19 protein-coding genes, 1 tRNA gene and 1 riboswitch are annotated in these 23214 nt (G+C 73.0%); of the genes, 10 read left to right on the top strand and 10 right to left on the bottom strand.

Annotation, left to right across the window (positions count from 1 at the left end):
- On the top strand, positions 1–414 hold the full coding sequence (gene arfB / locus ACTIF1_RS00540) for an alternative ribosome rescue aminoacyl-tRNA hydrolase ArfB (RefSeq protein ID WP_439594409.1): 414 nt from the start codon (positions 1–3) through the stop codon (positions 412–414).
- Positions 415–497: 83 nt separating this feature from the next.
- A complete protein-coding gene (locus ACTIF1_RS00535; protein ID WP_439594653.1) occupies positions 498–3032 on the top strand; it encodes a DNA translocase FtsK 4TM domain-containing protein in 2535 nt (844 codons plus the stop codon).
- Between the two features lie 84 nt (positions 3033–3116).
- Here ACTIF1_RS00535 and ACTIF1_RS00530 read toward each other — a convergent pair whose 3' ends face one another.
- Positions 3117–4262, bottom strand: a complete 1146-nt coding sequence (locus ACTIF1_RS00530) for a LysR family transcriptional regulator (RefSeq protein ID WP_439594408.1) — start codon at positions 4260–4262, stop codon at positions 3117–3119.
- 86 nt (positions 4263–4348) lie between these two features.
- On the opposite strand from ACTIF1_RS00530, the gene ACTIF1_RS00525 reads away from it, so the two are divergent.
- Genes ACTIF1_RS00525 through ACTIF1_RS00515 form a run of 3 tightly spaced genes read left to right on the top strand, consistent with a single transcriptional unit; the run spans position 4349 to position 7086 of the window.
- A complete protein-coding gene (locus ACTIF1_RS00525; protein WP_439594407.1) occupies positions 4349–5212 on the top strand; it encodes an amidohydrolase family protein in 864 nt (287 codons plus the stop codon).
- Complete coding sequence (locus tag ACTIF1_RS00520; RefSeq protein WP_439594406.1) at positions 5205–6077, top strand: ABC transporter substrate-binding protein; 873 nt, start codon at positions 5205–5207, stop codon at positions 6075–6077. The genes ACTIF1_RS00525 and ACTIF1_RS00520 overlap by 8 nt, the downstream gene beginning before the upstream one ends.
- A 31-nt stretch (positions 6078–6108) precedes the next feature.
- Entirely contained in the window at positions 6109–7086 is a 978-nt protein-coding gene (locus ACTIF1_RS00515; RefSeq protein WP_439594405.1) for a Bug family tripartite tricarboxylate transporter substrate binding protein, read from the top strand.
- A gap of 57 nt (positions 7087–7143) precedes the next feature.
- On the opposite strand, the gene ACTIF1_RS00510 is transcribed toward ACTIF1_RS00515, so the two are convergent.
- Together ACTIF1_RS00510 and ACTIF1_RS00505 are read right to left on the bottom strand one after the other, a co-directional pair.
- The gene (locus ACTIF1_RS00510) at positions 7144–7500 is read right to left on the bottom strand and encodes an MmcQ/YjbR family DNA-binding protein (protein WP_439594404.1); all 357 of its coding nucleotides are present in this window, start codon (positions 7498–7500) and stop codon (positions 7144–7146) included.
- 39 nt (positions 7501–7539) lie between these two features.
- A complete protein-coding gene (locus tag ACTIF1_RS00505; RefSeq protein WP_439594403.1) occupies positions 7540–9222 on the bottom strand; it encodes a methyl-accepting chemotaxis protein in 1683 nt (560 codons plus the stop codon).
- 181 nt (positions 9223–9403) lie between these two features.
- Here ACTIF1_RS00505 and ACTIF1_RS00500 point away from each other — a divergent pair, with 181 nt between their 5' ends.
- Complete coding sequence (locus ACTIF1_RS00500; protein ID WP_439594402.1) at positions 9404–10021, top strand: hypothetical protein; 618 nt, start codon at positions 9404–9406, stop codon at positions 10019–10021.
- A gap of 1 nt (position 10022) precedes the next feature.
- On the opposite strand, the gene ACTIF1_RS00495 is transcribed toward ACTIF1_RS00500, so the two are convergent.
- Positions 10023–11066 (bottom strand): Ldh family oxidoreductase, encoded by a 1044-nt coding sequence (locus tag ACTIF1_RS00495; RefSeq protein WP_439594401.1) that lies wholly within the window; start codon positions 11064–11066, stop codon positions 10023–10025.
- Positions 11067–11204: 138 nt separating this feature from the next.
- On the opposite strand from ACTIF1_RS00495, the gene ACTIF1_RS00490 reads away from it, so the two are divergent.
- From ACTIF1_RS00490 to ACTIF1_RS00480, 3 genes are all read left to right on the top strand, one after another.
- A complete protein-coding gene (locus ACTIF1_RS00490) occupies positions 11205–12845 on the top strand; it encodes a methyl-accepting chemotaxis protein (RefSeq protein WP_439594400.1) in 1641 nt (546 codons plus the stop codon).
- A 137-nt stretch (positions 12846–12982) separates the two neighbouring features.
- A complete protein-coding gene (locus tag ACTIF1_RS00485) occupies positions 12983–13804 on the top strand; it encodes an IclR family transcriptional regulator (RefSeq protein ID WP_439594399.1) in 822 nt (273 codons plus the stop codon).
- Between the two features lie 207 nt (positions 13805–14011).
- Complete coding sequence (locus ACTIF1_RS00480; protein WP_439594398.1) at positions 14012–16420, top strand: recombinase; 2409 nt, start codon at positions 14012–14014, stop codon at positions 16418–16420.
- Positions 16421–16423: 3 nt separating this feature from the next.
- Here the strand turns inward: ACTIF1_RS00480 and ACTIF1_RS00475 are convergent, their stop codons facing one another.
- Genes ACTIF1_RS00475 through cysK form a run of 3 tightly spaced genes read right to left on the bottom strand, consistent with a single transcriptional unit; the run spans position 16424 to position 18630 of the window.
- The gene (locus ACTIF1_RS00475) at positions 16424–17068 is read right to left on the bottom strand and encodes a hypothetical protein (protein ID WP_439594397.1); all 645 of its coding nucleotides are present in this window, start codon (positions 17066–17068) and stop codon (positions 16424–16426) included.
- 11 nt (positions 17069–17079) lie between these two features.
- Complete coding sequence (locus ACTIF1_RS00470; protein ID WP_439594396.1) at positions 17080–17637, bottom strand: carboxymuconolactone decarboxylase family protein; 558 nt, start codon at positions 17635–17637, stop codon at positions 17080–17082.
- Complete coding sequence (gene cysK / locus ACTIF1_RS00465) at positions 17638–18630, bottom strand: cysteine synthase A (RefSeq protein WP_439594395.1); 993 nt, start codon at positions 18628–18630, stop codon at positions 17638–17640. It lies immediately after the preceding gene.
- A 106-nt stretch (positions 18631–18736) separates the two neighbouring features.
- On the opposite strand from cysK, the gene ACTIF1_RS00460 reads away from it, so the two are divergent.
- Positions 18737–19180, top strand: coding sequence for an RrF2 family transcriptional regulator (locus ACTIF1_RS00460; RefSeq protein ID WP_439594394.1), 444 nt, complete (start codon positions 18737–18739; stop codon positions 19178–19180).
- 12 nt (positions 19181–19192) lie between these two features.
- Here the strand turns inward: ACTIF1_RS00460 and ACTIF1_RS00455 are convergent, their stop codons facing one another.
- The 3 genes from ACTIF1_RS00455 to ACTIF1_RS00445 form a co-directional block, all read right to left on the bottom strand.
- Complete coding sequence (locus tag ACTIF1_RS00455) at positions 19193–20359, bottom strand: MFS transporter (RefSeq protein WP_439594393.1); 1167 nt, start codon at positions 20357–20359, stop codon at positions 19193–19195.
- Between the two features lie 80 nt (positions 20360–20439).
- Positions 20440–22704 (bottom strand): 5-methyltetrahydropteroyltriglutamate--homocysteine S-methyltransferase, encoded by a 2265-nt coding sequence (metE, locus tag ACTIF1_RS00450; protein ID WP_439594392.1) that lies wholly within the window; start codon positions 22702–22704, stop codon positions 20440–20442.
- A 60-nt stretch (positions 22705–22764) separates the two neighbouring features.
- A riboswitch (cobalamin riboswitch) is annotated at positions 22765–22993 on the bottom strand.
- Positions 22994–23074: 81 nt separating this feature from the next.
- Positions 23075–23149, bottom strand: a tRNA-Gln gene (locus tag ACTIF1_RS00445).
- Between the last annotated feature and the right edge of the window lie 65 nt (positions 23150–23214).

The raw sequence follows: 23214 nt of genomic DNA, 5'->3' as shown, positions 1-23214 counted from the left end.
ATGGCCCGCATCCCCCCCATTCCTGACGACGCGCTGGAGGAACGTTTTGTGCGTTCCTCCGGCCCTGGCGGCCAGAACGTCAACAAGGTGGAGACGGCGGTGGAGCTGCGGCTCGACCTGAACCGGCTCGACCTAAGCGACTACATGGCCCGCCGGCTGGCGACCCTGGCCGGGCGGCGGATCACGCAGGAGGGCGTGCTGGTGATCCAGGCGCAGCGCTTCCGCACCCAGGACCGCAACCGCACCGATGCCCGCGAAAGGCTGGACGCGCTGCTGGCGGAAGCCGCCGCCCCGCCACCGCCCACCCGCCGCGCCACCAAGCCCAGCTACGGGTCGCAGCTGCGCCGGCTGGAGGGGAAGAAGCTGCGCAGCGGGGTGAAGAAACTGCGCAACACCCGGCCCCCCGCGGACTGAGGCCAGCCACCAAGACCGTTCAATCCGAACGGTTTCCGGTGTAGAGTTGCGGGAAGACTTCAGGAAACACCCCTATGGCCCGCATGGTCAGCAATCCGGGTGGCAGCAATCCGGCCGTGGGCGACCGGCTCGCCGCCGCCGGGCGCCGCTTCGCCTCGCCCGCCGTCAAGGCCGCCATGAAGCGGCGGCTGGCGGAGCTGGTGGCGCTGGTCCTGGTCTTGTTCGGCCTGGTGCTGGGGCTGGCGCTGGCGACCTATGACCCGGCCGATCCCTCCTTCTCCACCGCCACCGCGCAGCTCACCACCAACCTGGCCGGGCCGATCGGCGCGCATGCGGCGGATCTGCTGCTGCAGGCCTTCGGCTATGCCGCCTTCCTGCCGGTGGCCTGCCTGATGACCTGGGCCTGGCGGCTGGCGACGCATCGCGGCCTCGCCCCCTTCGCGCTGCGCCTGGCCTGCCTGCTGGCGGCGCTGCCCCTGGTGGCGGCGACCCTGATCCTGCTGCCGCTGCCCACGGAAGCGCCGGCCGCCGCCGGGCCGGGGGGCGCGGCCGGGCCGGTGGTCGCGCAGGCGGTGCTGGGGCTGCTGCGCGACCTGCTCGGCCCGGTCGGCGCCGGCATCGCGCATATCGTGCTGGGGGTGCTGACGGCGCTGCTGGCCTTCGTGGCGCTGGGCCTGTCGCTGGGCGAATGGCGCCGCGCCGGGTCCGTGGCCGGCAGCGCCGCCAGCGCCACCGCGCGGATGACGGCGGCGCGCGCCCGGCAGGTGGGGGAGCATGTGCCGCCCGGCCTGGTCGCCCGCATCCTGTCCTGGCCCTTCCTGGCAATCGGCCGCGCCGTGGGCGGCGCGGTGCGGCGGCGGCGGGAGCGGGAGACGCCGCTGGCCGAGATGCTCCGCAATGCCGATGCGCTGGTCGAGGAGCCACCGCCGGCCCCCCGCCGGCGCGAGCCCTCCTTCGAGGCCGGCGCCCCCGAGCCGCCGCCGCCCGCCCCCCGTGCCGCCCCCGCGGCGACGCGGGGCAAGCCCGCCGCGCCGCGCGTGGCGGATCGCGCCGCGCCGCCCAAGCCGGTGGCCAATGCCCGCCAGGGCAGCCTGGACCTGCCCGATGGCAGCTGGCGCTTCCCGCCGCTGTCGCTGCTCGCCGCCCCGCCCGCCCGCCGCGCCTCCGGCCCCTCCGAGGAGGCGCTGCAGGGCAATGCGCGGATGCTGGAGACGGTGCTGGAGGATTACGGCGTGCGCGGCCGCATCGCCGAGATCCGGCCCGGCCCCGTCGTCACGCTCTACGAACTGGAACCCGCCCCCGGTACCAAGTCCGCCCGCGTCATCGGCCTGGCCGACGATATTGCGCGCTCCATGTCCGTCACCGCCGTGCGCATCGCGACCGTCCCCGGGCGCAACGTCATCGGCATCGAGCTGCCGAACAGCAAGCGCGAGATGGTCTATTTCTCCGAGATGATGATGGCGGAGGACTGGCACCGCCACCAGGCGAAGCTGCCGCTGGCCCTGGGCAAGGATATCGGCGGCGCGCCGGTGATTGCCGACCTCGCCCGCATGCCGCATCTGCTGATCGCGGGCACCACCGGCTCGGGCAAGTCGGTCGGCATCAACACCATGATCCTGTCGCTGCTCTACCGCTTCACGCCGGATGAGTGCCGCTTCATCATGATCGACCCGAAGATGCTGGAGCTTTCCGTTTACGACCGCATCCCGCACTTGCTGGCGCCCGTCGTGACGGAGCCGGCCAAGGCGATCGGGGCCTTGAAGTGGACCGTGCGGGAAATGGAGAAGCGCTACCGCGCCATGTCCCAGCTCGGCGTCCGCAATATCGGCGGCTACAACGAGAAGGCGGAGGCCGCGCGCGCCCGCGGCGAGGTGCTGACGCGACGCGTGCAGGTCGGCTTCGACCCCGAGACCAACAAGCCGCTCTTCGAGGACCAGCCTTTGGCGCTGGAGCCGCTGCCGATGATCGTGGTCGTCATCGACGAGATGGCGGACCTGATGATCGTCGCCGGCAAGGAGATCGAGGCCGCGGTGCAGCGCCTGGCGCAGATGGCGCGTGCCGCCGGCATCCATGTGATCATGGCGACGCAGCGGCCTTCGGTGGATGTCATCACCGGCACCATCAAGGCGAACTTCCCCACCCGCATCAGCTTCCAGGTCACGTCGAAGATCGACAGCCGCACCATCCTCGGCGAGATGGGCGCCGAGCAGCTGCTGGGCCAGGGCGACATGCTGCACATGGCCGGCGGCGGCCGCATCAGCCGCGTGCACGGCCCCTTCGTCACCGATGACGAGGTGGAGGCCGTGGTCGCCTTCCTGCGCGAACAGGCGGAGCCTTCGTACATCGAGGAGGTGACGGAGGTGGACGAGGATGCGGCCGGGCCGGATCTCTCCGGCATGCTCGGCGGCAATACCGATGGCGAGGCCTCGCTCTATGACCAGGCGGTGGAGCTGGTGACGCGGGAGGGCAAGGCCAGCACCAGCTTCGTCCAGCGCCACCTGAACATCGGCTACAACCGCGCCGCCAAGCTGATCGAGCAGATGGAGAAGAACGGCGTGGTGGGCGCCGCGAACCATGTCGGCAAGCGGGAAGTGCTGGCGCCGGGGCCCAGGGACTAGGCAGAACCGTGCACCCTGAAGCCCTCTCCCCCCGACGGGGGGAGAGGGTTGGGTGAGGGGGGCCGCGAGGTCAGTGCCGCCCCTTCACCCATCTCGGCAGGCGGCCCGCAACGCCTCCAGAAACCCCGCCTGCGCCGGGGTGGGCTGCCAGTCCCGCCGCAGCGTCAGGCCGATGCGGCGCGGCGCCGTCGGCGGCAGGGGCACCGGAAGCCGCCTGAGCCCGGGCGTTGCCGCCACCTGCTGGGCGGAGAGCAGCGCCATGGCGCCGCCCTGGCGCAGCACGGCGATGGTGGTCTCGGCGGCATTGGTCTCCAGCAGGATGCTTGGGCGGGCGGGCAGGGTGGCAAACAGCGCCTCCGCTACCGCGCGGCGCGGCAAGGGCGGCGCCGCCACAACCCAGGCGGCGGCGGCCAGGCCGGCCGGGGTCGCATCGCCGGGATGCGCGGCGCCGCAGGCCACCACGAAGGGGTCGTCGCGCAGCGCCTCCTCCTCCAGATCCGGGTGCGGGGGGGCGCCCCGCAGGGCGCCGAGCATGGCGTCGATCCGGCCCTGGCGCAGCTGCGCCACCAGCGCGGCATGGCTGCCATCTTGCGCCGAGACATCCAGCGCACCGGCCTGCTCCAGCGCCACCGCCAGCGGCAGGCGCGGCATCAGCGGCAGGGTGCCGAGGTGGAAGCGCGCGGGCTCCGCCGCCAGCTCCGCCAGCGCCTGCTCGATCTCGACCCGTGCCAGGGCGATGCGCCGTGCCAGCTCCGCCCCGTCCGGCCCGGCGACGAAGCCGGCCTCGGTCCGGCGGTAGAGCGCCACGCCCAGCGTCGCCTCCAGCCCCCGCGCGGTGCGGGACAAGGTGGGCAGGGAAATGCCGCGCGCGCGGGCGGCGGCGGCGAAGCTGCCGGCGCGGGTGATGGCCAGGTGCGTGGCCAGCGCCGTATCCGTCAGCAGGCGCGGCGGCGTGGTGCTGCCACAGGCGGCCAGGCCCGCTTCCAGCTGCGCATCCATCCGCGCGCAACGTTCCAGCAGCAGCGCGCCGGCGGGGCTGGGAAAGCTGCCGCGCGGGCCGCGCGCCAGCAGGGCCTGGCCGATCCGCGCCTCCAGCCGCCCGATGGCCTGGGACAGGGCGGGCTGGGTCAGGCCCGCCTGCCGCGCGGCGGCGCCGAGGCTCGCCGCCCGCGAGGCCGCGGCGAAGGCCGCCAGGTCGCGCAGGCGGGGCAGGGCATCGGCATCCGGCATAGCCCGCATCTTATGACCCAGGCCGCGCTTTCCGCGTAGTCCGGCCCGCGGCGGCGGACCATCCTGCCGGGCAGGGAGAGACATCCATGCCGGTCGAGATCATCGATACCCACACGCACGTCATTTCGCCTGACCAGGCGCGCTATCCGCTGGCGCCGCTGGGCGGCAAGCAGTCCGACTGGTCGGCCGAGCGCCCGACCCCGCCCGAGGCGCTGATCGCGGCGATGGATGCGGCCGGCGTCGCCCGCGCCGTGGTGGTGCAGGCCTCCACGGCCTACGGGCATGACAACAGCTACCTGGTGGGATCGGTCGCCGCGCATCGGAACCGCTTCGTCGGCGTGTTTTCCGTGGACATCCTGGACCCCGCGGCGCCGGCCACCATCCGCCGCTGGCGCGAGGCGGGCCTGTCCGGCTTCCGCCTCTTCACCACCGGCACCACCATGCCCGGCCAGGCCGGCTGGCTGGATGATCCGCGCGGCTTTGCGGGCTGGGCCATGGCGGCGGAGCTCGGCCTGCCGGTCTGCCTGCAGATGACGGCCAAGGGCATCCCGGCGCTGCGGGTGCTGCTGGAACGCTTCCCCAGCGTGCCGGTGCTGCTGGACCATCTGGCGCGGCCGGACCTGTCCGATGGCCCGCCCTATGCGCGCTCCGCGCCGCTGTTTGCGCTGGCGGACTACCCCAATGTCTTCCTGAAGCTGACCAGCCGGGCGCTGGACCTGGCCGGGGTGGGGGCCTCGACGCCGGAGGCGCTGCTGGCGGCGCTGATCGGGCGCTTCGGCGCGGATCGCATCTGCTGGGGCTCCAATTTCCCGGCCGCCGAGGGCGCGCTTTCGGCCCTGCTGGCGCGCAGCCTGGCGGCGCTGGACAGCCTGGGCGAGGCCGATCGCGCGGCGATCCTGTCCGGCACGGCGCGCCGCCTCTATCCCGAACTGGCGCCCTTCCATGGCTGAGGCCCCCTTCACCCTGGCCATCGGCCGCGGCCCGATGGGCGATGCGCTGCGCCAGGCCGGCGCGCTGCCCGATGGCACGCCGGTGACGCTGCCGGAGATCGAGCCGATCCACCGCGCCTTCGCGCCGATGGCCATGCAGCAGCGTTTCGACGTGGCGGAGATGGCCATCGTCACCGCGCTGCAGGCGATCGCCTTCGGCAAGCCGATCATCCTGCTGCCGATCACGCTGGCCGCGCGCTTCCAGCATCGCTGCATCATCCGCCTGGCCTGCCGGCCGGAGCTCACGCCCGGCACGCTGGCCGGCCGGCGCATCGGCGTGCGCGCCTATACCCAGACCACCGGCATGTGGGTGCGCGCCATCCTGGCGGAGGCGGCGGGGCTGCAGGCCGCGGATTCGCAATGGCTGACGCAGGACCCGGCGCATGTGGCCGAATTCGCCGACCCGCCCTTCGTCACCCATGTGGCGCCCGGGCTGAAGCTGCCGGCGATGCTGCGCGACGGCCTCATCGACGCCGCCATCCTCGGCAACGACCTGCCGGAGGATGCGGATTTCGCCCCGGTCTTTCCGGACCCCGATGCCGCCGCCCGCGCCTGGTTCGACCGCACCGGGGTGGTGCCGATCAACCACGCGCTGGTCGCCAGCCGCGCCTTCGCCGAGGCCCGGCCAGGCACGCTGGCTGCCTTGCTCACGGCCCTGCGCGCGGCACGGCCGCGGCGGGATCCGGACCTGCTGCCGGATTCGGCCGCCACCATGGCGCATTCGCTGGCGCATGTGCTGGCGGCCAGCGAGGCGCAGGGGCTGCTGCCGCGGCGGATGACGGTGGAGGAGATTTTCGCGCCGGCCCGCGCGCTCGGCCTGCACTGACGCGCAACGCGACTTGGGAGGAAACACGACAATGAACATCACCCGACGCAGCCTGCCGGTGCTGGCCGCCGGCCTCGCCTTGGCCGGTGGCAGGCCGTCCCGCGCCCAGGTGCCGCTGCCCAGCGGCGCCATCTCCCTCGTCGTGCCGGTCACGCCCAGCACGGCGCAGGACCTGCTGGCCCGCGCCATGGCCCCGGCGCTGACGGAGCTGATGGGCCAGCCGGTGGTGGTGGAGAACCGCACCGGCGCCAGCGGCGTGATCGGCACGGGGGCGGTGGCGCGCGCCGTGCCGGATGGCCGGATGCTGCTGATGCAGGGCGCCAATTTCGTGATGAGCCCGCCGCTGATCGCCAACCTGCCCTATGACCCGCAGCGCGGCTTCGTGCCGATCATCCGCATCGCGGACGGCAATTCGGTGCTGGCCGTGCGGCCCGACCTGGCGGCGCGGGATGTGGCGGAATTCGTCGCGCTGGCGAAGGCGCGGCCGGGCGACCTGGACTACGGCTCGCCGGGCAATGGCACGGCGCCGCATATGGGCATGGTGCTGTTTGCCCTCTCCGCCGGGATCGAGCTGAACCACATCCCCTATCGCGGCACCGCGCCGGCGCTGCAGGACCTGCTGGGCGGGCGGATCGCGGCCATGGTGCTGCCGGTCTCGGTCGCCATCCCGCTGGCGCGCAGCAACCAGATCCGCCTGCTGGCCGTGACGGCGGAGACGCGCTGGCACGACCTGCCGGAGGTGCCGACCATGGCGGAGGCCGGCTATCCGGAGGCGACCGTGACCATCCTCTATGGCCTCTATGGCCCGGCCGGCCTGCCGGCGCCGCTGGTTGCGCATCTCAATGCCGGGCTGAATGCCTGGCTGGCGCAGCCGGCGACGCGGCAGTTCATCCTGAACAACGGGCTGGTGCCGGCCGGCGGGCCGCAGCCGGATTTCGCGGCCCGCGTGGAGTCCGAGCTGGCGCGCTGGGCCCGTGTGGTGCGGGACGGCCGGATCAGGCCGGATTAGCGTTGTCTTGGCGCGTTTTCCGAGTCGCCTTGCGAAGCCGCAAGGCTTGAAAACGCTCTAGCTGCGCTCAGCAGCCTGGGCTGCCAGCCGCTTCGGCGCGATCAGCGAATAGCTGCGCCGGATCAGCGCCTCGGCCTCCGCCCAGTCCACCGGACCGGCCAGCCGCAGCGCCACCCAGCCCTTGGGACCGAGATAGGGTGGGCGGAAGAAGCGATCCGGCGCCGCCTCCACCAGCAGCTCCTGGCTGCCCGGCGGCGCCTTGAACCAGACGGCGAGGCCGTGCTCACCGAGATGCAGCATCGCAAAAATGCGCCCGCGCACCCGGAAGGTCGGCTGTTCCCAGGTCTCCACCTCCGTCACCTCGGGCAGGCTGAGGCAGAGGCGGCGGAGCCGGGTGGTGGGGGAGGCAGCCATGCGGCGATCCTGGCACAGGATCGCCGCTGTCCGGAAGGTTCAGGCCGCGCGGATGCCGGAGAGGAAGCTGTCCACCTGGCTCCGCAGCCGCTGCGAACGCTGGGTCAGCTCGGCCGAGGAATGGCCGACCTGCGCTGCCGCCTCCCCGGTCGCCACCGCGCCCTGCGACAATTCGCCAGTGTAGCGGGAGACTTCGCGCGTGCCCGCCGCGGCCTCCGCCACAGCGCGCACGATCTCCTGCGTCGCGCTGGCCTGTTCCTCGGCCGCCGCGGCCACCTGCACGGTGATCTGGTCCACCTGGTCGATGGTGGAGGCGATGCCGCGGATGGCGTCCACCGCGCCGCGGGTCTCGGCCTGCATGGTGGCGATCTGCGCGCCGATCTGTTCGGTGGCACTCGCCGTCTGCGCGGCCAGCGCCTTCACCTCGCTGGCCACCACGGCAAAGCCCTTGCCATGCTCGCCGGCGCGCGCCGCCTCGATGGTGGCATTCAGCGCCAGCAGATTGGTCTGGCCGGCGATATCGGCGATCAGCCGCACCACGTCGCCGATGCGCTGCGCCGATTCGGAAAGGCTGGTGATGGCGGCGTCGCTGGCTCGCGCGCCTTCGGATGCGGTGCGTGCGGCCGTCGCGCTATCCGTCACCCGGCGGGCGATCTCGGCGATGGAGGCGCCGAGCTCCTCGGCCGCCGCGGCCACGTTCTGCACGCTGGCGGAGGCCTGTTCGGCGGCGGCGGCGACGGAGGCGGCGCGGCTTTCGCCCTCGCGTGCCGTCTTCGTCATGCTGCCGGCCATGGCGTCGAGCTGGGTGGTGGCGGCGGCGACGCCGTGCAGTGCCTCCGCGGCCTCCGCCTCGAAGCCGGTGACCAGCTCGGTGATGGTCTCGGCGCGGCGGGCCTTGGCTTCCTCATCCAGCCGGAGCGCGGCATCGATGCGCTGCTTTTCCTCCAGCGCGTCCTTGAAGACGCGCAGCGCCGCGGCGATGCGGCCCATCTCGGTGCGCTCGGCGATATCGGGCACCTGCGCCGAGAGGTCGCCCTGGGACAGGCGCTGCATGGGCAGGATCACGGCATTGATGCCACTGTTGATGGCGCGCAGCAGCAGCACGGTCACCGCGACGCCGACCAGCACCGCAAGGCCCGCACCGATCAGGATCAGCATGCGGGCGGTGTGGAAGGTGGCGTCCGCCGCCGCGGTGGCATCGTTGGCGCCGACCCGGTTCAGCTCCGTCAGGTCGTTCAGGCGCTGCACGATGACAAGGGCGATGGGCGACAGCGTGCGCGCGATCGCCTCGCCGGCGACCAGCGGGTTCTCGGTGCGGGAGATCTGCAGCACCGCCGGCATCTGGCGCAGGTAGTCGCCGATGGCGGCGGTGGCCTGTTCGAACAGGCGACGCTCCGCCGCGCTGCTGATCATCGTCTCATACAGGCGCGTCGCGGATTGAAGCTCGGCGGTCTCGCGGGTGATGGCGGCTTCCAGCGCATCCATCCGGGCCGCGTCTTCCGTCGCGGCGTGGTTGCGCAGGTCGAGCCGGATATCGGACAGCGCGGCCTGCATGCGGGCCAGCGCCTGGATGCTTGGCAGCCAGTTCTCGGTGATGTCGCTCGAAGCCTCGTTCACCTGCTGCATCTTGATGATGGCGAAGCCGCCGATGCCCAGGACACAGATCAGCAGGAAGGCGCAGGCAGCGATCAAACGCTCGCGGATCGAAAGTCGCGACATCATCCTCGGCAACTCCGGAAGGGGGCAGCCCGCAGTATCGGTCAAGGCGATGAAGAACCGGTGAAACCGGCCCGCGGGTGCGGGACATCACTTTCGCGGCGGATCCCCGGTGACGGTCCCGGGGCGCTTGACGCCACCCCTGCCGGCAGGGGAGCAGTTCGGCCTCACTGCGGGATGTCCCGAGATGCGCGCCCTGTCCCGTCCTGCCTTGGCACTGGTCGCGGCCCTGGCCGCCGCCTCGCCCGCCGCCTCGCCCGCCTGGGCGCAGGACCGGCCGCAGCTTTTCCCGACGCGGGATGTCGCCGTCACCTACCGTGTCACCGGCGCCCGTGCCCAGGCGGGGCTGCGGGAGGTGACGCTGTCCTGGCTTGCCGGCCAGCAGCTGCTGCGCGCGGATCTCGGCAGCACGGGCTATGTGGTGGCGGACCGCCGGGCGCAGCGCGGCTTCATGGTGATGGAGCAGATGCGCATGGTGATGGATGTGCCGGTGGACCGGGCGCTCGCCGGCCTGCCCGCCAGCGGCCGCTACCGTCGCACGGGGCAGGACCGCGTGGCCGGCCATGCCTGCCAGCTCTGGCAATTCGAGGACGGGAATGACCGCGGCACCGCCTGCATCACCGCCGAGGGGGTGATGCTGCGGGCGGAAGGCCGCGCCCGCGGCGAATCCGGCAGCCTGGAGGCGACGCGCGTGGCCTTTGGCGCGCAGGACCCGGCCCGCTTCCGCCGGCCGCAGGGCTACCAGCCCCTGAACCTGCCCCAGGGCCTGCCGCCCGGCCTGCTGCAGGGGCTGACCGGGCGCTGAGTCAGGCCGGCCCCGCCACCGAAAGTTTCGCCGCCGAGGCCTGCAGCCCGGACCAGATGGCGGGCGACAGGGCCAGCCCGTCCCGCAGCGCGGCGCGGCGATGCGCCAGGCCCGATTCGCCCGGCAGCCGCACCGGCGGCCCGCCGGGCCGCGGCGTGGCGGCGCGGCAGGCCGCGGCCGTATGGCTGGTCTGCCGCAGGAACTGCGCCTGGCCGGCGAAGGCCTCCGGGTCATACAGCTGAAGCAGCACGCTGGCGGTCCAGCCGGTGGGCCGGTCGGCACGGCCATAGCCGGACAGGCCCTGGGTCAGCGCCTCGTTCAGCAGCGCCCAGGCATAGCCCTTCTGGCCGTGATCGAGCCCCCCCGCCGGCAGCAGCGTGCCGCCCTGGGACAGCACCGCCGGATCCGTGCTGGGCTGGCCTTCCGCATCCTGCACCCAGGGGTGCGGATAGCGCGCGCCCGCCTTCTGCAACTGCCCGGCCATGTTGATGGTGGTGATGGAGGCGCTGACATCCATCAGGATGGGGTCGCCATCGGTCGGGATGCCCGCCGCCATCGGGTCCGGCGCCAGCACGCCGCTGATCGCCCCGAAGGGCGCCACGGCGGAGGCTGCGGAGGCGGAGGAGGAGAGCACCATCAGGAAGCCGCGCTCCGTCGCGCGCGTCAGATAGGCGGCGAGGCAGCCGATATGGTGGCTGTCGGCGATCGCGACCGTCGCGGTGCCGAAGCTGGCCGCGCGCTCCAGCGCGATATCCAGCGCCTTGTGCACCAGCCAGGGCCCGGGCAGGCGGCGCCCGTTCCAGGTGAGGCAGGCGCCGCGGTCGCGCAGCACCTCCGGCTCCCCCTCCCGCGTCATGCCGCCCGAAAGCGCATCCTCCAGGTAGCGCGGCAGCAGCGCGAGCCCATGCGTGACGTGGCCCAGCAGGTCGGATTCCACCAGGGTCTGCGCCACCGCCTGCGCCTTTTCCGCATCCAGGCCGGCGGCCCGGCAGAGGTCGCGGGCGAAGCCGGTCAGGGCGGCAACGTCGTGGCGCGGGGGGGTCATGCCTGGCGGCTCCTCATCTCGTTGCGCCGAGCATCCCCCGCACGGGGCGCGGAGGCCACCCCCCGGCCGCAACGTTTACCGGATGCCAAATCTTCCCATGGCAGGCTGACCCACAGGCCCCCCGGAACAGATGTGCGGATGACCCAGAAATCAGACCAGGACAAACGCCTCGCGGCCTTCGGGGTGACGCCGGCGCATCTCGAGATCCTCGGCACGCTGCGCGGCTTCGCCGCGGAACGGCTGCCGGCGCTGCTCGTCTCCCTGCACGGCACCTTCGATGCCTGGCCGGAGATGCAGAAGGCGCTGACGCTGCCGGAGGTGCATGCGGTGCGCCTGGCGCATTGGCAGCGCGTGGTGACCGGCGCGATGGGGGAGGGGTTCGTCGAATCGGCCGGCCGCCTCGCCGAGGCCTTCTACAACCACGGCGTGCCCGGGCATGCGGTGGCGATCTGCCACTACAGCGTGATGAGCGGCATCCTGCGCGACCTGGCGCAGCAGCCCGCTGCCCGCGGCGGCCTGTTCCGCCGCGCGCCGCAGCAGCAGGAGGCGGCGTTGCGCGATGCGCTCGGCCGCGTCACCTGGCTCGACCTGGAACTGCTGCTGGAGACCTATACGGCGGCGGAGGCCGAGAGCCGCGACGCCGCCCTGGTGGGCATGGCCGAGACGATCGAGCGCGATGCCGGCAAGGCGGTGGCGCAGGTCAGCACCCTGACCGGGGAGCTGGCGCACACCGCGCGCGCCATGTCGGAGACCGCCTCCCAGACCGGGCATAATGCGGAGGATGCGGCGGCGGCGGCCAGCCAGACCCAAAGCACGGCGCAGACCGTGGCGGCGGCGGCGGAGCAGCTGACCGCCTCGATCGGCGAGATCACGCGACAGGTCACGGTCAGCGGCAGCGCCGCGCAGCAGGCGGTGGCGGCCGGAGAGGGTGCGCGCGGCAGCATCGAGGTGCTGTCCCGCCAGGCCGACCAGATCAGCCATGTCGCCGGCATCATCGCCGATATCGCCAGCAAGACGAACCTGCTGGCCCTGAACGCGACCATCGAGGCGGCACGCGCCGGCGAGGCCGGCAAGGGTTTCGCGGTGGTGGCCAGCGAGGTGAAGCAGCTCGCCACCCAGACCGCGCGGTCCACCGAGGATATCAGCCGCCAGATCAACGCGATCCGCGAGGCGACAGATTCGGCGGTGGGCGCGGTGACGCAGATGGTGGCGCAGATCGGCGAGATCGACCGCGTCGTAGCCAATGTGGCGGAGGCGGTGCAGCAGCAGGGCGAGGCGACGGCGGAGATCGCCCGCAGCATCGGCCAGACCGCGGCCGCGGCCTCCGAGATGTCGCAGCGCACGGAAGCGGTGCGCGCCGCCGTGCGCCAGGCGGACCAGCAGGCCAGCGACGTGCAGCGGACGGCCGGCACGCTCGATGCGGCGGTGGTCGGCCTGCGCACGGCGGTGATCCATGCGGTGCGCACCTCCAGCGGCCGGGTCAATCGCCGCCGCCATCCACGCCATCCGGTGGACCTGCCGGCGCAGCTGGTGCTGGGCGGCGCTGCGCCGCTTGCCGTGCGGGTGCGGGACCTCTCGGCCAGCGGCGCGCGGCTGGACGGGGCGCCGCAGGCGACGACGGGCGCGCAAGGGCGGCTGCGGCTGGAGGGCATGGAGCTGGCGGTCACCGTCACCCATGCCAGGGCGAATGGGGACTGCGGCGTGAGCCTGACGGCGGTGGCGGCGGATGCGCCGCGCTTCGAAGCCCTGCTGGAGCGGGTCAGCCGCGCGGCGGCCTGAACGGCGCCGGCCATCCGGCGGCAGTCGCCCGGGGGGCGCCTGCGCCGCGCCGCATTTGCGGCTATAACCGCACCGGCAATGGTCGCCTTCCCCCCCTCCGCCCGCTTCACGCGCGGCGGGCTTTCGGACTGTCCGGCATGACGGGATTCACTTCCAAGACCCTGGAAGCGCGGCGCGGGGCCAGCAGCCTCGAGAAGATGCTCGGGCTGCTCGACAGCTTCACCCCCGCCGCCCCCGCCTGGCCGACGGAGGAGCTGATCCGCGTCTCCGGCACCTCCCGCTCCACCTGCTACCGCTACATCAAGGCGCTGCAGGCGGCGGGGCTGCTGACGCCGGTGGCGGGCGGGGCCTGGATGCTGGGGCCGCGCGTGATCGAGCTGGACCGCACAATGCGGCTGTGTGACCCGGTCACTGCCGGCGGCTTCCCGATGATGCAGCGCCTGGCGGCGGAGACCGGGCATACCGGGCTGCTCTGCCTGCTCTTCTCCGGCACGGTCATGTGCGTGGCCGATGCGCGGGCGGAAGGCGCGCCGGCCGGGCTGTTCAGCCGCGGCCAGCGGCGGCCGCTGTTCAATGGCGCGGCGTCGAAGGTCATCCTGGCGCATCTGCCGCCGCACCAGCTGCGCGCCATCTTCGCCCGCCACCGCGCCACCATCGGGGCGGCGGGCCTGGGCGGGGACTGGGAGAGTTTCCGGCACGCGCTGCGGGCGATCCGCGATGCCGGGCACAGCATCACCCAGTCCGAATTCCTGCCCGGCGTGCTGGGCATCGCCGCCCCGCTGTTCAATGCCGAAGGCGGCGTGCTGGGCAGCCTCGGCATCGCGGCGCGGATCGAGGAGGTGCCGGTGGCCGATCACGCGCGCCTGGCGGCGCGGGTGGCGGAGGCGGCGCGGGAGGCCTGCGCGAGCATCGCGGCGCAGGCGCAGGTCGCGGCCAGGCCGGCCCGCGCGGTGGGCTGACGCGCCACACGCCATCTTGTGAACCGGGTCGGGAAGCGCGGGCGCAAGCTGTCCGGCCGCGTTTTCCGCATGCGTGGGGCGATAGCATCTCGCCCATATGTGGTGGCCATCCAGGGAGGTATCCGCTAGATATGGTGGGCACGCTGATTCGGGCGCCCATCGCAGATGGCGGGTACCCCGCGGCCCCTAGTGACCAGGATGTCAATGATGGATGGTTCCCTGCCCGGCGCCCCCGCCCTCCGCCACCGCCGCAGCTCCGGCGCCCGCTTCGGCGGGCCGCCGGCGAAAGCGCGGGCGCTGGATGCGGGGATGGGCCTGGCGGTGGCACGGCGCACCGTCTTCCGCCCCTCGGATGCCGAGGATTTCGGCCGCGTGGCGGACCGGGTCGCCGCCGGCAATATGGCGCTGCTGGGCGCGCGCGCGGACCGGATGGAGCAGGCGCGCCTGCGCAATGCCATCGCCACCGGCGCGCTGATCACCTCCGGCCGCCACCTGCAGCACGGCGATGCCGACCAGCCCGGCCGCAACATGGAGGTCTTTACCAACTGCGCGACGGCGGCGGCCTCCTTCAGCCTGTTCTACCTGCTGCTGAACGGCAGCGGCGTGGGCCGGGCCTATGATGATGAGCTGATGGTGGTGGATTGGGCGCAGGCGCCGCGGCTGCTGCTGCGGCTCGGCACCGCGCATGCCGATTTCCCGGCCACGCGCGCCACGCTGCACCGCTTCGGCCTGGACTTCTCGCTGCTGCCCTGGGGCACCTCGCTGGAGTCGATGACGGCGGAGCAGGAAGCCGCGTTGCGCGGTTTCATCGCGCGCGAGTTTGTGGACGACACGGACGCCGTGCCGTCGGATGCGATCCGGCATGTGATCGACGACAGCCGCGAGGGCTGGGGCAAGGCGGTGGAGCTGCTGGAAAGCCTCGCCTTCGAAGGCGCCGCGGACCGCACGCTGCTGCTGGATTTTTCCGCAATTCGCCCCTGCGGCGCGCCCATCGGGGGCATGCAGGGGCGGCCGGCTTCCGGCCCCCTCTCGCTGATGCGCGCCTTCGTGAACCTGCGCACGCAGGTCATCGCGCCGGCGCGCAGCGGCACCATGCAGCCCTGGGAACAGGCGATGATGGTGGACCACCACCTCTCCGTCGAAGTGCAGGTCGGCGGCGCCCGCCGCGCGGCGCGCATGGCCACGAAATCCTGGCGCGACCCGGGCATCCTGCGCTTCATCCGCGTGAAGTCGGAAGGCGGGCTCTGGACGGCCAACAACTCCGTCATGGTCGATGCCGAATTCTGGGAGGGCGTGCGCGCCGCCCGCGCCGGCAGCACCGATGCGCTGCACCGGCACGCCTTCGCGGTCTTCGAGGAAGCGACGCGCTGCGGCTATATCAATGGCGAGCCCGGCTTCATCAACGGCGACAAGCTGGAGGACCACCGCACCGGCACCGCCTGGGACAAGCCGGTGCATGAGGATGGCCGCGATGTCCGCTCCGCCCGCTACCAGGCCGACCATGCGGTGGGCCTGCTGGCCGAGGTCGCGCGCCGTGCCGGCACCGCGCGCTTCCCGGCGACCACCAATCCCTGCGGCGAGATCACGCTGCATGTCACCGGCGGCTATTGCGTCATCGCCGATTTCGCGCCGCTGCTCGCCTGCCCCGTGGACCATGCGGCGCTGACGCCCGGCGAGATGCCGGCGGAAGTCGCGGAGGACTGGGATGCGCGGGTGGAGGACAGCGTGCGCCTCGGCGTGCGCTTCCTGATGCGTGCCAATCTGATGGATGCGCTCTACGGCGCCGAAGTCGCGCGCACCAACCGCATGGGCATCGGCCCGACCGGCCTGCATGAATGGGCCTGGATGCGCTACGGCCTCGGTTTTTCGGATCTGCTCGAGGAGGATCGTTCATCCGACTTCTGGGCGATGCTCGACCGACTTTCGGCCGCGGCGAAGGATGAGGCGCAAGCCTATGCGCAGGAGCTGGGGCTGGAGACGCCGCACACCGTCACCACGGTGAAGCCGGCCGGCACCACCAGCAAGCTCTTCGGCCTGACGGAGGGCGCCCATCTGCCGGCGCGTCGCCACTATCTGCGCTGGGTGCAGTTCAAGGGCGTGCGCGCCGAGGATGGCGGCTGGACGGCGGACAGCGACCCGCTGCTCGCCGATTACGAGGCGCGCGGCTATCCGATCCGCAGCCTGGCCTCCTTCCCCGGCATGTCGATCGTCGGCTTCCCCACGCTCTCGCTGATCGAGCGGCTGGGCCTCGCCGACAGGCTGGTGACGGCGCCCGAAGCCTCGCCGGAGGCGCAGTATCGCTGGCTGTCGCTGCTGGAACGCCATTGGATCGGCGCGGAGCGTGGCAACCAGGTCTCCTATACGCTGAAGATCTACACCGACCGGCACGATATCGAGGCCTTCCGCGAGATGGTGCTGACGCACCAGCCGCGCATCCGCTGCTGCGCCATCCTGCCGAGCCGGCCGGATCGCGAACTGGGCTACGAATACCTGCCGGAGGAGGAGGTGACGCCGAAACGCTTTCTCGAGCTTGTCGCCGGCATCAACGACCCGGCGCTGCATGAGGCGGTGGACGGGGCGCATCTGCAATGCGCCGCGGGGGTCTGCCCGATCTGAGGCTCAGCTGAGCGCAAGCACCGCCTGGTCGGCGGTCGCGCTGATCGAGGACAGCACCGGCCTGCCGACATCGTGCGCCAGGCCGGCGAGGAAATCGTGGGTCGGCAGCTGGGTGCAGCCGATGAACAGCGCGTCGCAATCCGGCGCCATGGTGGCCCGCGCCAGCGCCTCCACCTCCGGCGCGCGGATGGCGCAAAGCGCGGCGACATCCGGTGCGCGCAGCGACTCCATCCGCGTCACGCCGATGCCGCCGTCGGCCAGGAAAGCCGCCAGCTGCGCATTCACCGCGTCCGAATAGGGCGTGACCACCGCGATGTTCTTCGCGCCGATCCGCTGCAGGCCCAGCACCATGGCGCGCGCCGTGGTCACCACCCGCAGCCCGGTGGCCTCGGCCAGCGCCGCCGCCAGCGCCGCATCGCCGGCCGGGCCGGCCGCGAAGCCCGCCGCGGTGCAGCCATAGACCAGCAGGTCCTGCGTGGAGGGAGAGAAGTGCTGCGCGGCGAGCGCCACCACCGCCGCCTGCGCGGCGCCGGCGGGGATGCCGATGCGGGTGATGGCGGAGCCCGGCGGCAGCAGCGCCCGCATCTCCCCCTCCATGGTGGTATTGGAGCCCGGCACCATCAGGCCGACGCGGATCGGGCGTGTCATGGCTGCCTCCGTCACAGCGGCTTCAGCGGCGGCACCGCGCCTTCCGGCAGCGCCGGATCGGCGGTGTTCAGCACCATGGCCAGCATCGTGTAGTAGCCGGCCAGCGCCAGCAGATCGAGCACCCCCGGCTTGCCGAAGCGCGCCTCCGCCGCCGCATAAAGCGCATCGGTCGGCTTGCCGTCGCGATGCACGGCAATGGCGAAATCATGCACCAGCGCCTGGTCCTCGGTCATCGCCTCCGGCCGGCGGCCCTCGGCGATGGCTTCGATCACCGGCTCCGGCAGACCCTCGCTGCGGGCGATGCGGGCATGGGCGAAGAATTCGTACTGGCAGGACCAGCGCCGCGCCGTCACCAGGATCAGCAGCTCCACCAGTGCCTGCGGCATGCCGGTGCCGTAGCGCAGATGCGCGCCCAGGCCCTGGATCTGCATGGCCAGCGCCGGATGGTGCAGCAGGGCCAGGAAGGGGCCGCGGACGGAGCCGCGCGGCCCGCCGGCGATGGCCGCCGCCACCTCCCGCTGGGCATCGGTCATCCGCTCGGGCGGGATGGCGGGGAAGCGTTCGGTCATCTAGAGGCCTTCGAAAAGCTCGGTCGAGAGGTAGCGTTCGGCGAAGCTGGCGGCGATGGCCACCACCAGCTTCCCCGCCAGCGCAGGCTCCGCCGCCAGCTGCATCGCCGCATGCAGGGCGGCGCCGGAGGAGATGCCGATGGGCAGCCCTTCCTCCCGCGCGCAGCGGCGGGCGGCGGCGATCGCCTCCTGCTCCGTCACGCGAGCCACGCCATCGAGCTGCTCCAGTTCGAGGACCGCGGGCCGGAAGCCGGCGCCGATGCCCTGGATGCGATGCGGCCCCGGCTCGTCGCCGTTCAGCACGGCGCTCTCGGCCGGCTCCACTCCCAGCACGCGCAGCCCGGGCAGGCGGGGCTTCAGCGCGCGGGCCAGGCCTGTGGCGGTGCCGCCGGTGCCGATGCCGGCGACGATGGCCGCCACATCCCCGCCGGTATCGGCCCAGACCTCCTCCGCCGTGGCGGCGGCGTGGATCTCGGGATTGGCGGGATTGTCGAACTGCCGCGGCATCCAGGCCCCGGGGGTTGCCGCCAGGATCTCCTCGGCGCGGGCGATGGCGCCGGCCATGCCGCGGCGGGCGGGGGTCAGCTCCAGCTCCGCGCCCATCAGCCGCATCATCTTGCGGCGCTCGATGCTGGCCCCATCGGGCATCACCACGACCAGGCGATAGCCCTTGGCGGCGGCGACGAAGGCCAGCGCGATGCCGGTATTGCCCGAGGTCGGCTCCACCAGCACGGACCGGCCGGGCGCGATCAGCCCGGCGCGCTCCGCCGCCTCCACCATGGCAAGGCCGATGCGGTCCTTCACCGAAGCCAGCGGGTTGAAGAATTCCAGCTTCAGCGCGATGCGCGCCGCCAGCCCGGCGGAAGCCGCCAGCCGCGGCAGCAGCACCAGCGGCGTGCCGCCCACCGTCTCCAGCACGCTGCCATAGAGCCGGCCGCGCGGCGCGGCGAGGGCCGGGATCTCGGGGGGCGGGCTGGGTTTCTGTCGGGCCATGCGGCGCAGCCTACAGCCCGGCGCGGGCGGCCAGAAGTGGGCGGCTGGAAATTCACGGGCGCCTCGCGTAGATCGGGGGCACGGGACCCAGCAGAAGGCCAGCCCCATGATGCTTCGCCGCGACCGCGCCCTGCTCGCCATCGATATCGTGCTGGACGTGGCCTTCCATGCCGGGCGGGGGGCGGAGGCGACGGGCGGGGCGGAGATCGCGGAGCGGCTGCAGGCGCAGCGGCGCGGGATCGAGCCGGTGCTGCAGGCGCTGAGCCGGGCCGGAATCCTCGACAGCACGCGCGGCCCCAAGGGCGGCTATCGCCTGGCCCGCGTCCCGCGCGGCATCACCCTGGCCGAGGTGGTGGCGGCGGTGCTGGATGGGGAGCAGGAGGAGGCGGGCGGCCGTCTTTCCATGGCTGTCACCCGCCCCTTCTGGCAGTCGCTGGACGCGCTGCTGCAGGAGAAGCTGGCCGCCACCACGGTGGCCGACCTGCTGCGCCAGGCGAGCGCGGCCGGGCTGCGCCGCCCGGCGACGGAGCCGCTGAATTTCGCGATCTGACCTGCGCCGGTTTCAGCGCGGCAGCCGCAGCAGCGCGGGCAGGGCCGTAGCGAGGCAGAGGGCTGCCAGCAGGAAGGCGCCCGCATAGCCCACCAGGCCCACCGCCAGCCCGCCCAGCAGCGGCCCCAGCAGATAGCCCAGCTGCAGGGTCAGCATCATCAGGTTGAGGTTGGCGCCGCGGCGCTCGGGCGGCGAAAGCCGGTGCATCAGCGCGTTCAGCAGCGGCAGCGCGGCGCCGAAGCCGAGGCCGAGGGCGAGCGCCACCGGCAGCAGCGCCGGCGCCGGCAGCGGCAGCGCCAGCGCGCCCAGCGCCAGCGCCACCAGGCAGAGCCCCGCGCAGGCCAGATGCCGTTGGTCCAGCCGGTCGAAGGCGCCGCCGGCCAGCAGGCGCAGCGCCATGATGGTGGCGGTCTGCAGGCCGAAGAACAGGCCGATGAAGGCGGCGCCGTCCAGCTCCAGCGCGCGCGGCTTCAGCAGGCTGAACAGCAGGGCATGCGCCAGGAAGGCCGCCGTGTTCACCGCCAGCAGCAGCCGCACCGGATGGCCCATCGGGGCGGCCAGGGCTGGCGCCTCCGGCGCCGGTGGCGGGGCGGGGGGCGGGCGGCGGGCAAGCCAGATGGCCAGCAGCAGGGCCGGCGCCTGCAGCAGCGCCATGGCGGCGTAGTGCCCGGCCGGATCGCCGCCGAAGCGGGGCAGGGTGGCTTCCATCAGCGGCGGCAGCAGCGCGAAGGGCAGCAGGTCCGCCACGCCGAACAGCGCATAGGCCTCCCCCTCCCGCGCCTGGGGCACCCGGGCGACGAAGGCGGTGATGATGCCGACCAGCGTCAGCGTGAAGCCCAGCCCGTGCAGCAGCCGCAGCGCCAGCAGGGCGGCAAAGCCCTGCGCCAGGGCATAGAGCGGCAGGGCCAGCAGGGTCACGGCGAAGCCCGCGACGATGCAGCGCCCCGCGGTGGCCGGGGTGATCCGGGCGGAGAGGGGCGGGATCAGCAGCAGCGCCACCAGGGTGAAGCCGGCGATGGCGAGGCCGGCCTGGGCCGGCCCCAGGCCGCGGCCGCGCAGCCAGGGCTCCAGCCCGTAGAAGGCCGCCAGATTGGCGAAGCCGAGCAGGACCAGCGCCAGCATCGCGGCGAAGCCGGCGCTCCAGAGGGGCGGTCGCCGGGCGATCCCCTGATCCGTCATCTCCCTTGGCCCCCCGAACCGATCCCCAGCATGGCGGCTGGCGCGGGGGGAAGCCAGGGGGCGCGCGCCCCCCGGCCGGTTCAGGCCAGCTCGGCGCGCAGCGCCCGGGCGGCGGCCACCAGGTTCGCCATGGCGGGCCGCACCTCCGCCCAGCCGCGCGTCTTGCAGCCGCAATCCGGATTGACCCAGAGCCGCCCGGCCGGCACGCGCTGCGCCGCGCGGCGCAGCAGGGCCACCATCTCCGCCGGCTCCGGCACGCGCGGGCTGTGGATGTCCCAGACCCCCGGGCCGATCTCGTTCGGATAGGCGAAGCCCTCGAAGGCGGCCAGCAGCGCCATGTCGCTGCGCGCCGTCTCGATCGAGATCACATCCGCATCCATCGCCGCGATCTCCGCGATGATGTCGTTGAATTCGCTGTAGCACATATGGGTGTGGATCTGCGTCTCGTCCCGCACCACGGCGGCGGAGAGCCGGAAGCATTCCACGGCCCAGCGCAGGTAGTCCGCGCGGTCCGCCTGGCGCAGCGGCAGGCCCTCGCGGAAGGCGGGCTCGTCGATCTGGATCATGCCGATGCCGGCGGCCTCCAGATCCGCCACCTCGTCGCGGATCGCCAGCGCGATCTGCCGGCACACCTCCTCCCGCGGCAGGTCGTCGCGGACGAAGGACCAGTTCAGCAGCGTCACCGGCCCGGTCAGCATCCCCTTCATCGGCCGGCTGGTCAGCGACTGCGCGAAGGCGGACCAGCGCACCGTCATGGCATGCGGGCGGGAGACATCGCCCCAGAGGATCGGCGGCGCGACGCAGCGGCTGCCATAGCTCTGCACCCAGCCATGCTTCGTGAAGGCATAGCCGGCCAGCTGCTCGCCAAAATACTTCACCATGTCGTTGCGTTCGAATTCGCCATGCACGGGGACATCGACGCCGATCTCCTCCTGCCAGCGCACCGCTTCCGCCGTCAGGCGCTGCATCTCCGCGTCATGCGCGGCCTGGCCGATCTCCCCGCGGGCGAGGCGGGCGCGGAGTGCGCGCACCTCCGCCGTCTGCGGCCAGGACCCGATGCTGGTGACCGGCAGCTGCGGCAGGTCGAAGCGCGCCTGCTGCGCCTCGGCGCGGCGGGCATAGGGGCTCTGGCGCCGGGTCATGGCGGGGGTCAGGGCGGCCAGGCGGGCGGCGACGGAGGGGTCGCGGGGCGGCGCCTCGGCCGCGGCGGCATCGCTGGCGCGCAGCTGCGGTGCGATGGCGGCCTCGCCCTCATCCAGCCCGCGCGCCAGGCAGGCGACCTCGGCCAGCTTCTCCTGCGCGAAGGCCAGGCGCCGGGCCAGCGCTGGGTCCAGCGCCGTCTCCAGCTTCAGGCTGTGCGGCACATGCAGCAGGGAGCAGGAGGGCGCGACCATCAGCCGCTTCGGCCGCCCGCTGGCGGCCGCCCGCTGCGCCAGGCCGAGCGCCCGGCGCAGGTCGCAGCGCCACACGTTCCGGCCATCGACCAGGCCGAGCGAGAGCCAGCGATCCGCCGGCAGCGCCGCCAGCACATCCTCCAGCTGCCCCGGCGCGCGCACCAGGTCGATATGCAGGCCGGAGACAGGCAGCTCCGCCACGAAGGGCAGGTTCTCGCGCAGCGCACCGAAATAGGTGGCGACCAAAGTGTCGAGGCCGGGGGCGGCATTCGCGAGGGCGCGATAGGCGGCGGCATAGGCGGCCTCGGCGCCCAGCGGCAGGTCCGTCACCAGGCAGGGCTCGTCGATCTGCACCCAGCTGGCGCCGGCCTCCGCGATGCCGCGCAGGATTTCGGCATAGACCGGCAGCAGCGCCGGCAGCAGCTCCAGCGGCCGGACATCCTCGGCCCTGGACAGCAGCAGGAAGGAGACCGGGCCGAGCAGCACCGGCCGCGTGCGGGTGCCCAGCGCCAGCCCCTCCCGCACCGCATCGGCCCAGGGGTTGCGGGTCAGCCGGAAGCGGGTGGCGGGGGTCAGGCGGGGGACCAGGTAGTGGTAGTTGGTGTCGAACCACTTGGTCATCTCCAGCGCCGGCCTGTCCTGGGCGCCGCGGGCGAGGGCGAAATGGGTGGCGAGCGGGACCGGCCCCTCGCCGGACCAGCCATAGCCGGGCGGCACCGCGCCGAGGGCGCAGGCGGTGTCCAGCACATGGTCGTAGAGCGCGAAGTCGCCCGAGGGGATGTGGTTGATGCCGGCGCCCTGCTGCAGGGCGCGGCTGGCGGCGCGCAGGGCCTCGGCAGAGGCCAGAAGCTCGGCCTCCGTCGTCTGGCCGGCCCAATGGGATTCGAGGGCGGATTTCAGCTCCCGGCGCGGCCCGATGCGCGGATAGCCGAGATTGGCGGCGATGGTCATCGCAAGAATCTCCTCACCCCCGGTCCCCACAGCCCGGCGGCAGAAGGTGGCGCGGCCCGGTGCGGGTCCGCGGCGCTGGCAGGTCTCCTGGCTCGCGGGTCATGGGTGCCGGCCTGGCCTTCCCGCGGGGGTGTGCCCCCCGCAGTGGCCCGCCCGGCCGAGGGGCGGGGCGTGATGGCCGGCATCTCGCCGCCGACAGTTGCTGGGGCAGCCGCCGACTTGGGGCCGAGGCCCCGCACGGCGTTCCCTTTTCACCCGCTCGCGCGGGACCAACGCCATATCAACATATCTTTATGTGATTGGGGAGGCAAGGCGGCCGTGCGAAAGGGCTGCCTGGCGCATGTGCAGGAAGCGTGACGTGTCGGGGGATTGGCTGGGGCGCCAGGATTCGAACCTGGGAATGGCGGTACCAAAAACCGCTGCCTTACCGCTTGGCGACGCCCCAATGCCGGCCCTCGGGTAGCGCAGCCGGCGGCAGGCTGCAACCGGGCTGACGCGCGCGCGCCGCGT

This window comes from Falsiroseomonas sp., assembly GCF_051860665.1.
Taxonomy (GTDB): domain Bacteria; phylum Pseudomonadota; class Alphaproteobacteria; order Acetobacterales; family Acetobacteraceae; genus Falsiroseomonas.
Note: the sequence above shows the minus strand (reverse complement) of the source record. Positions and strands in the feature narration are given on the sequence as shown.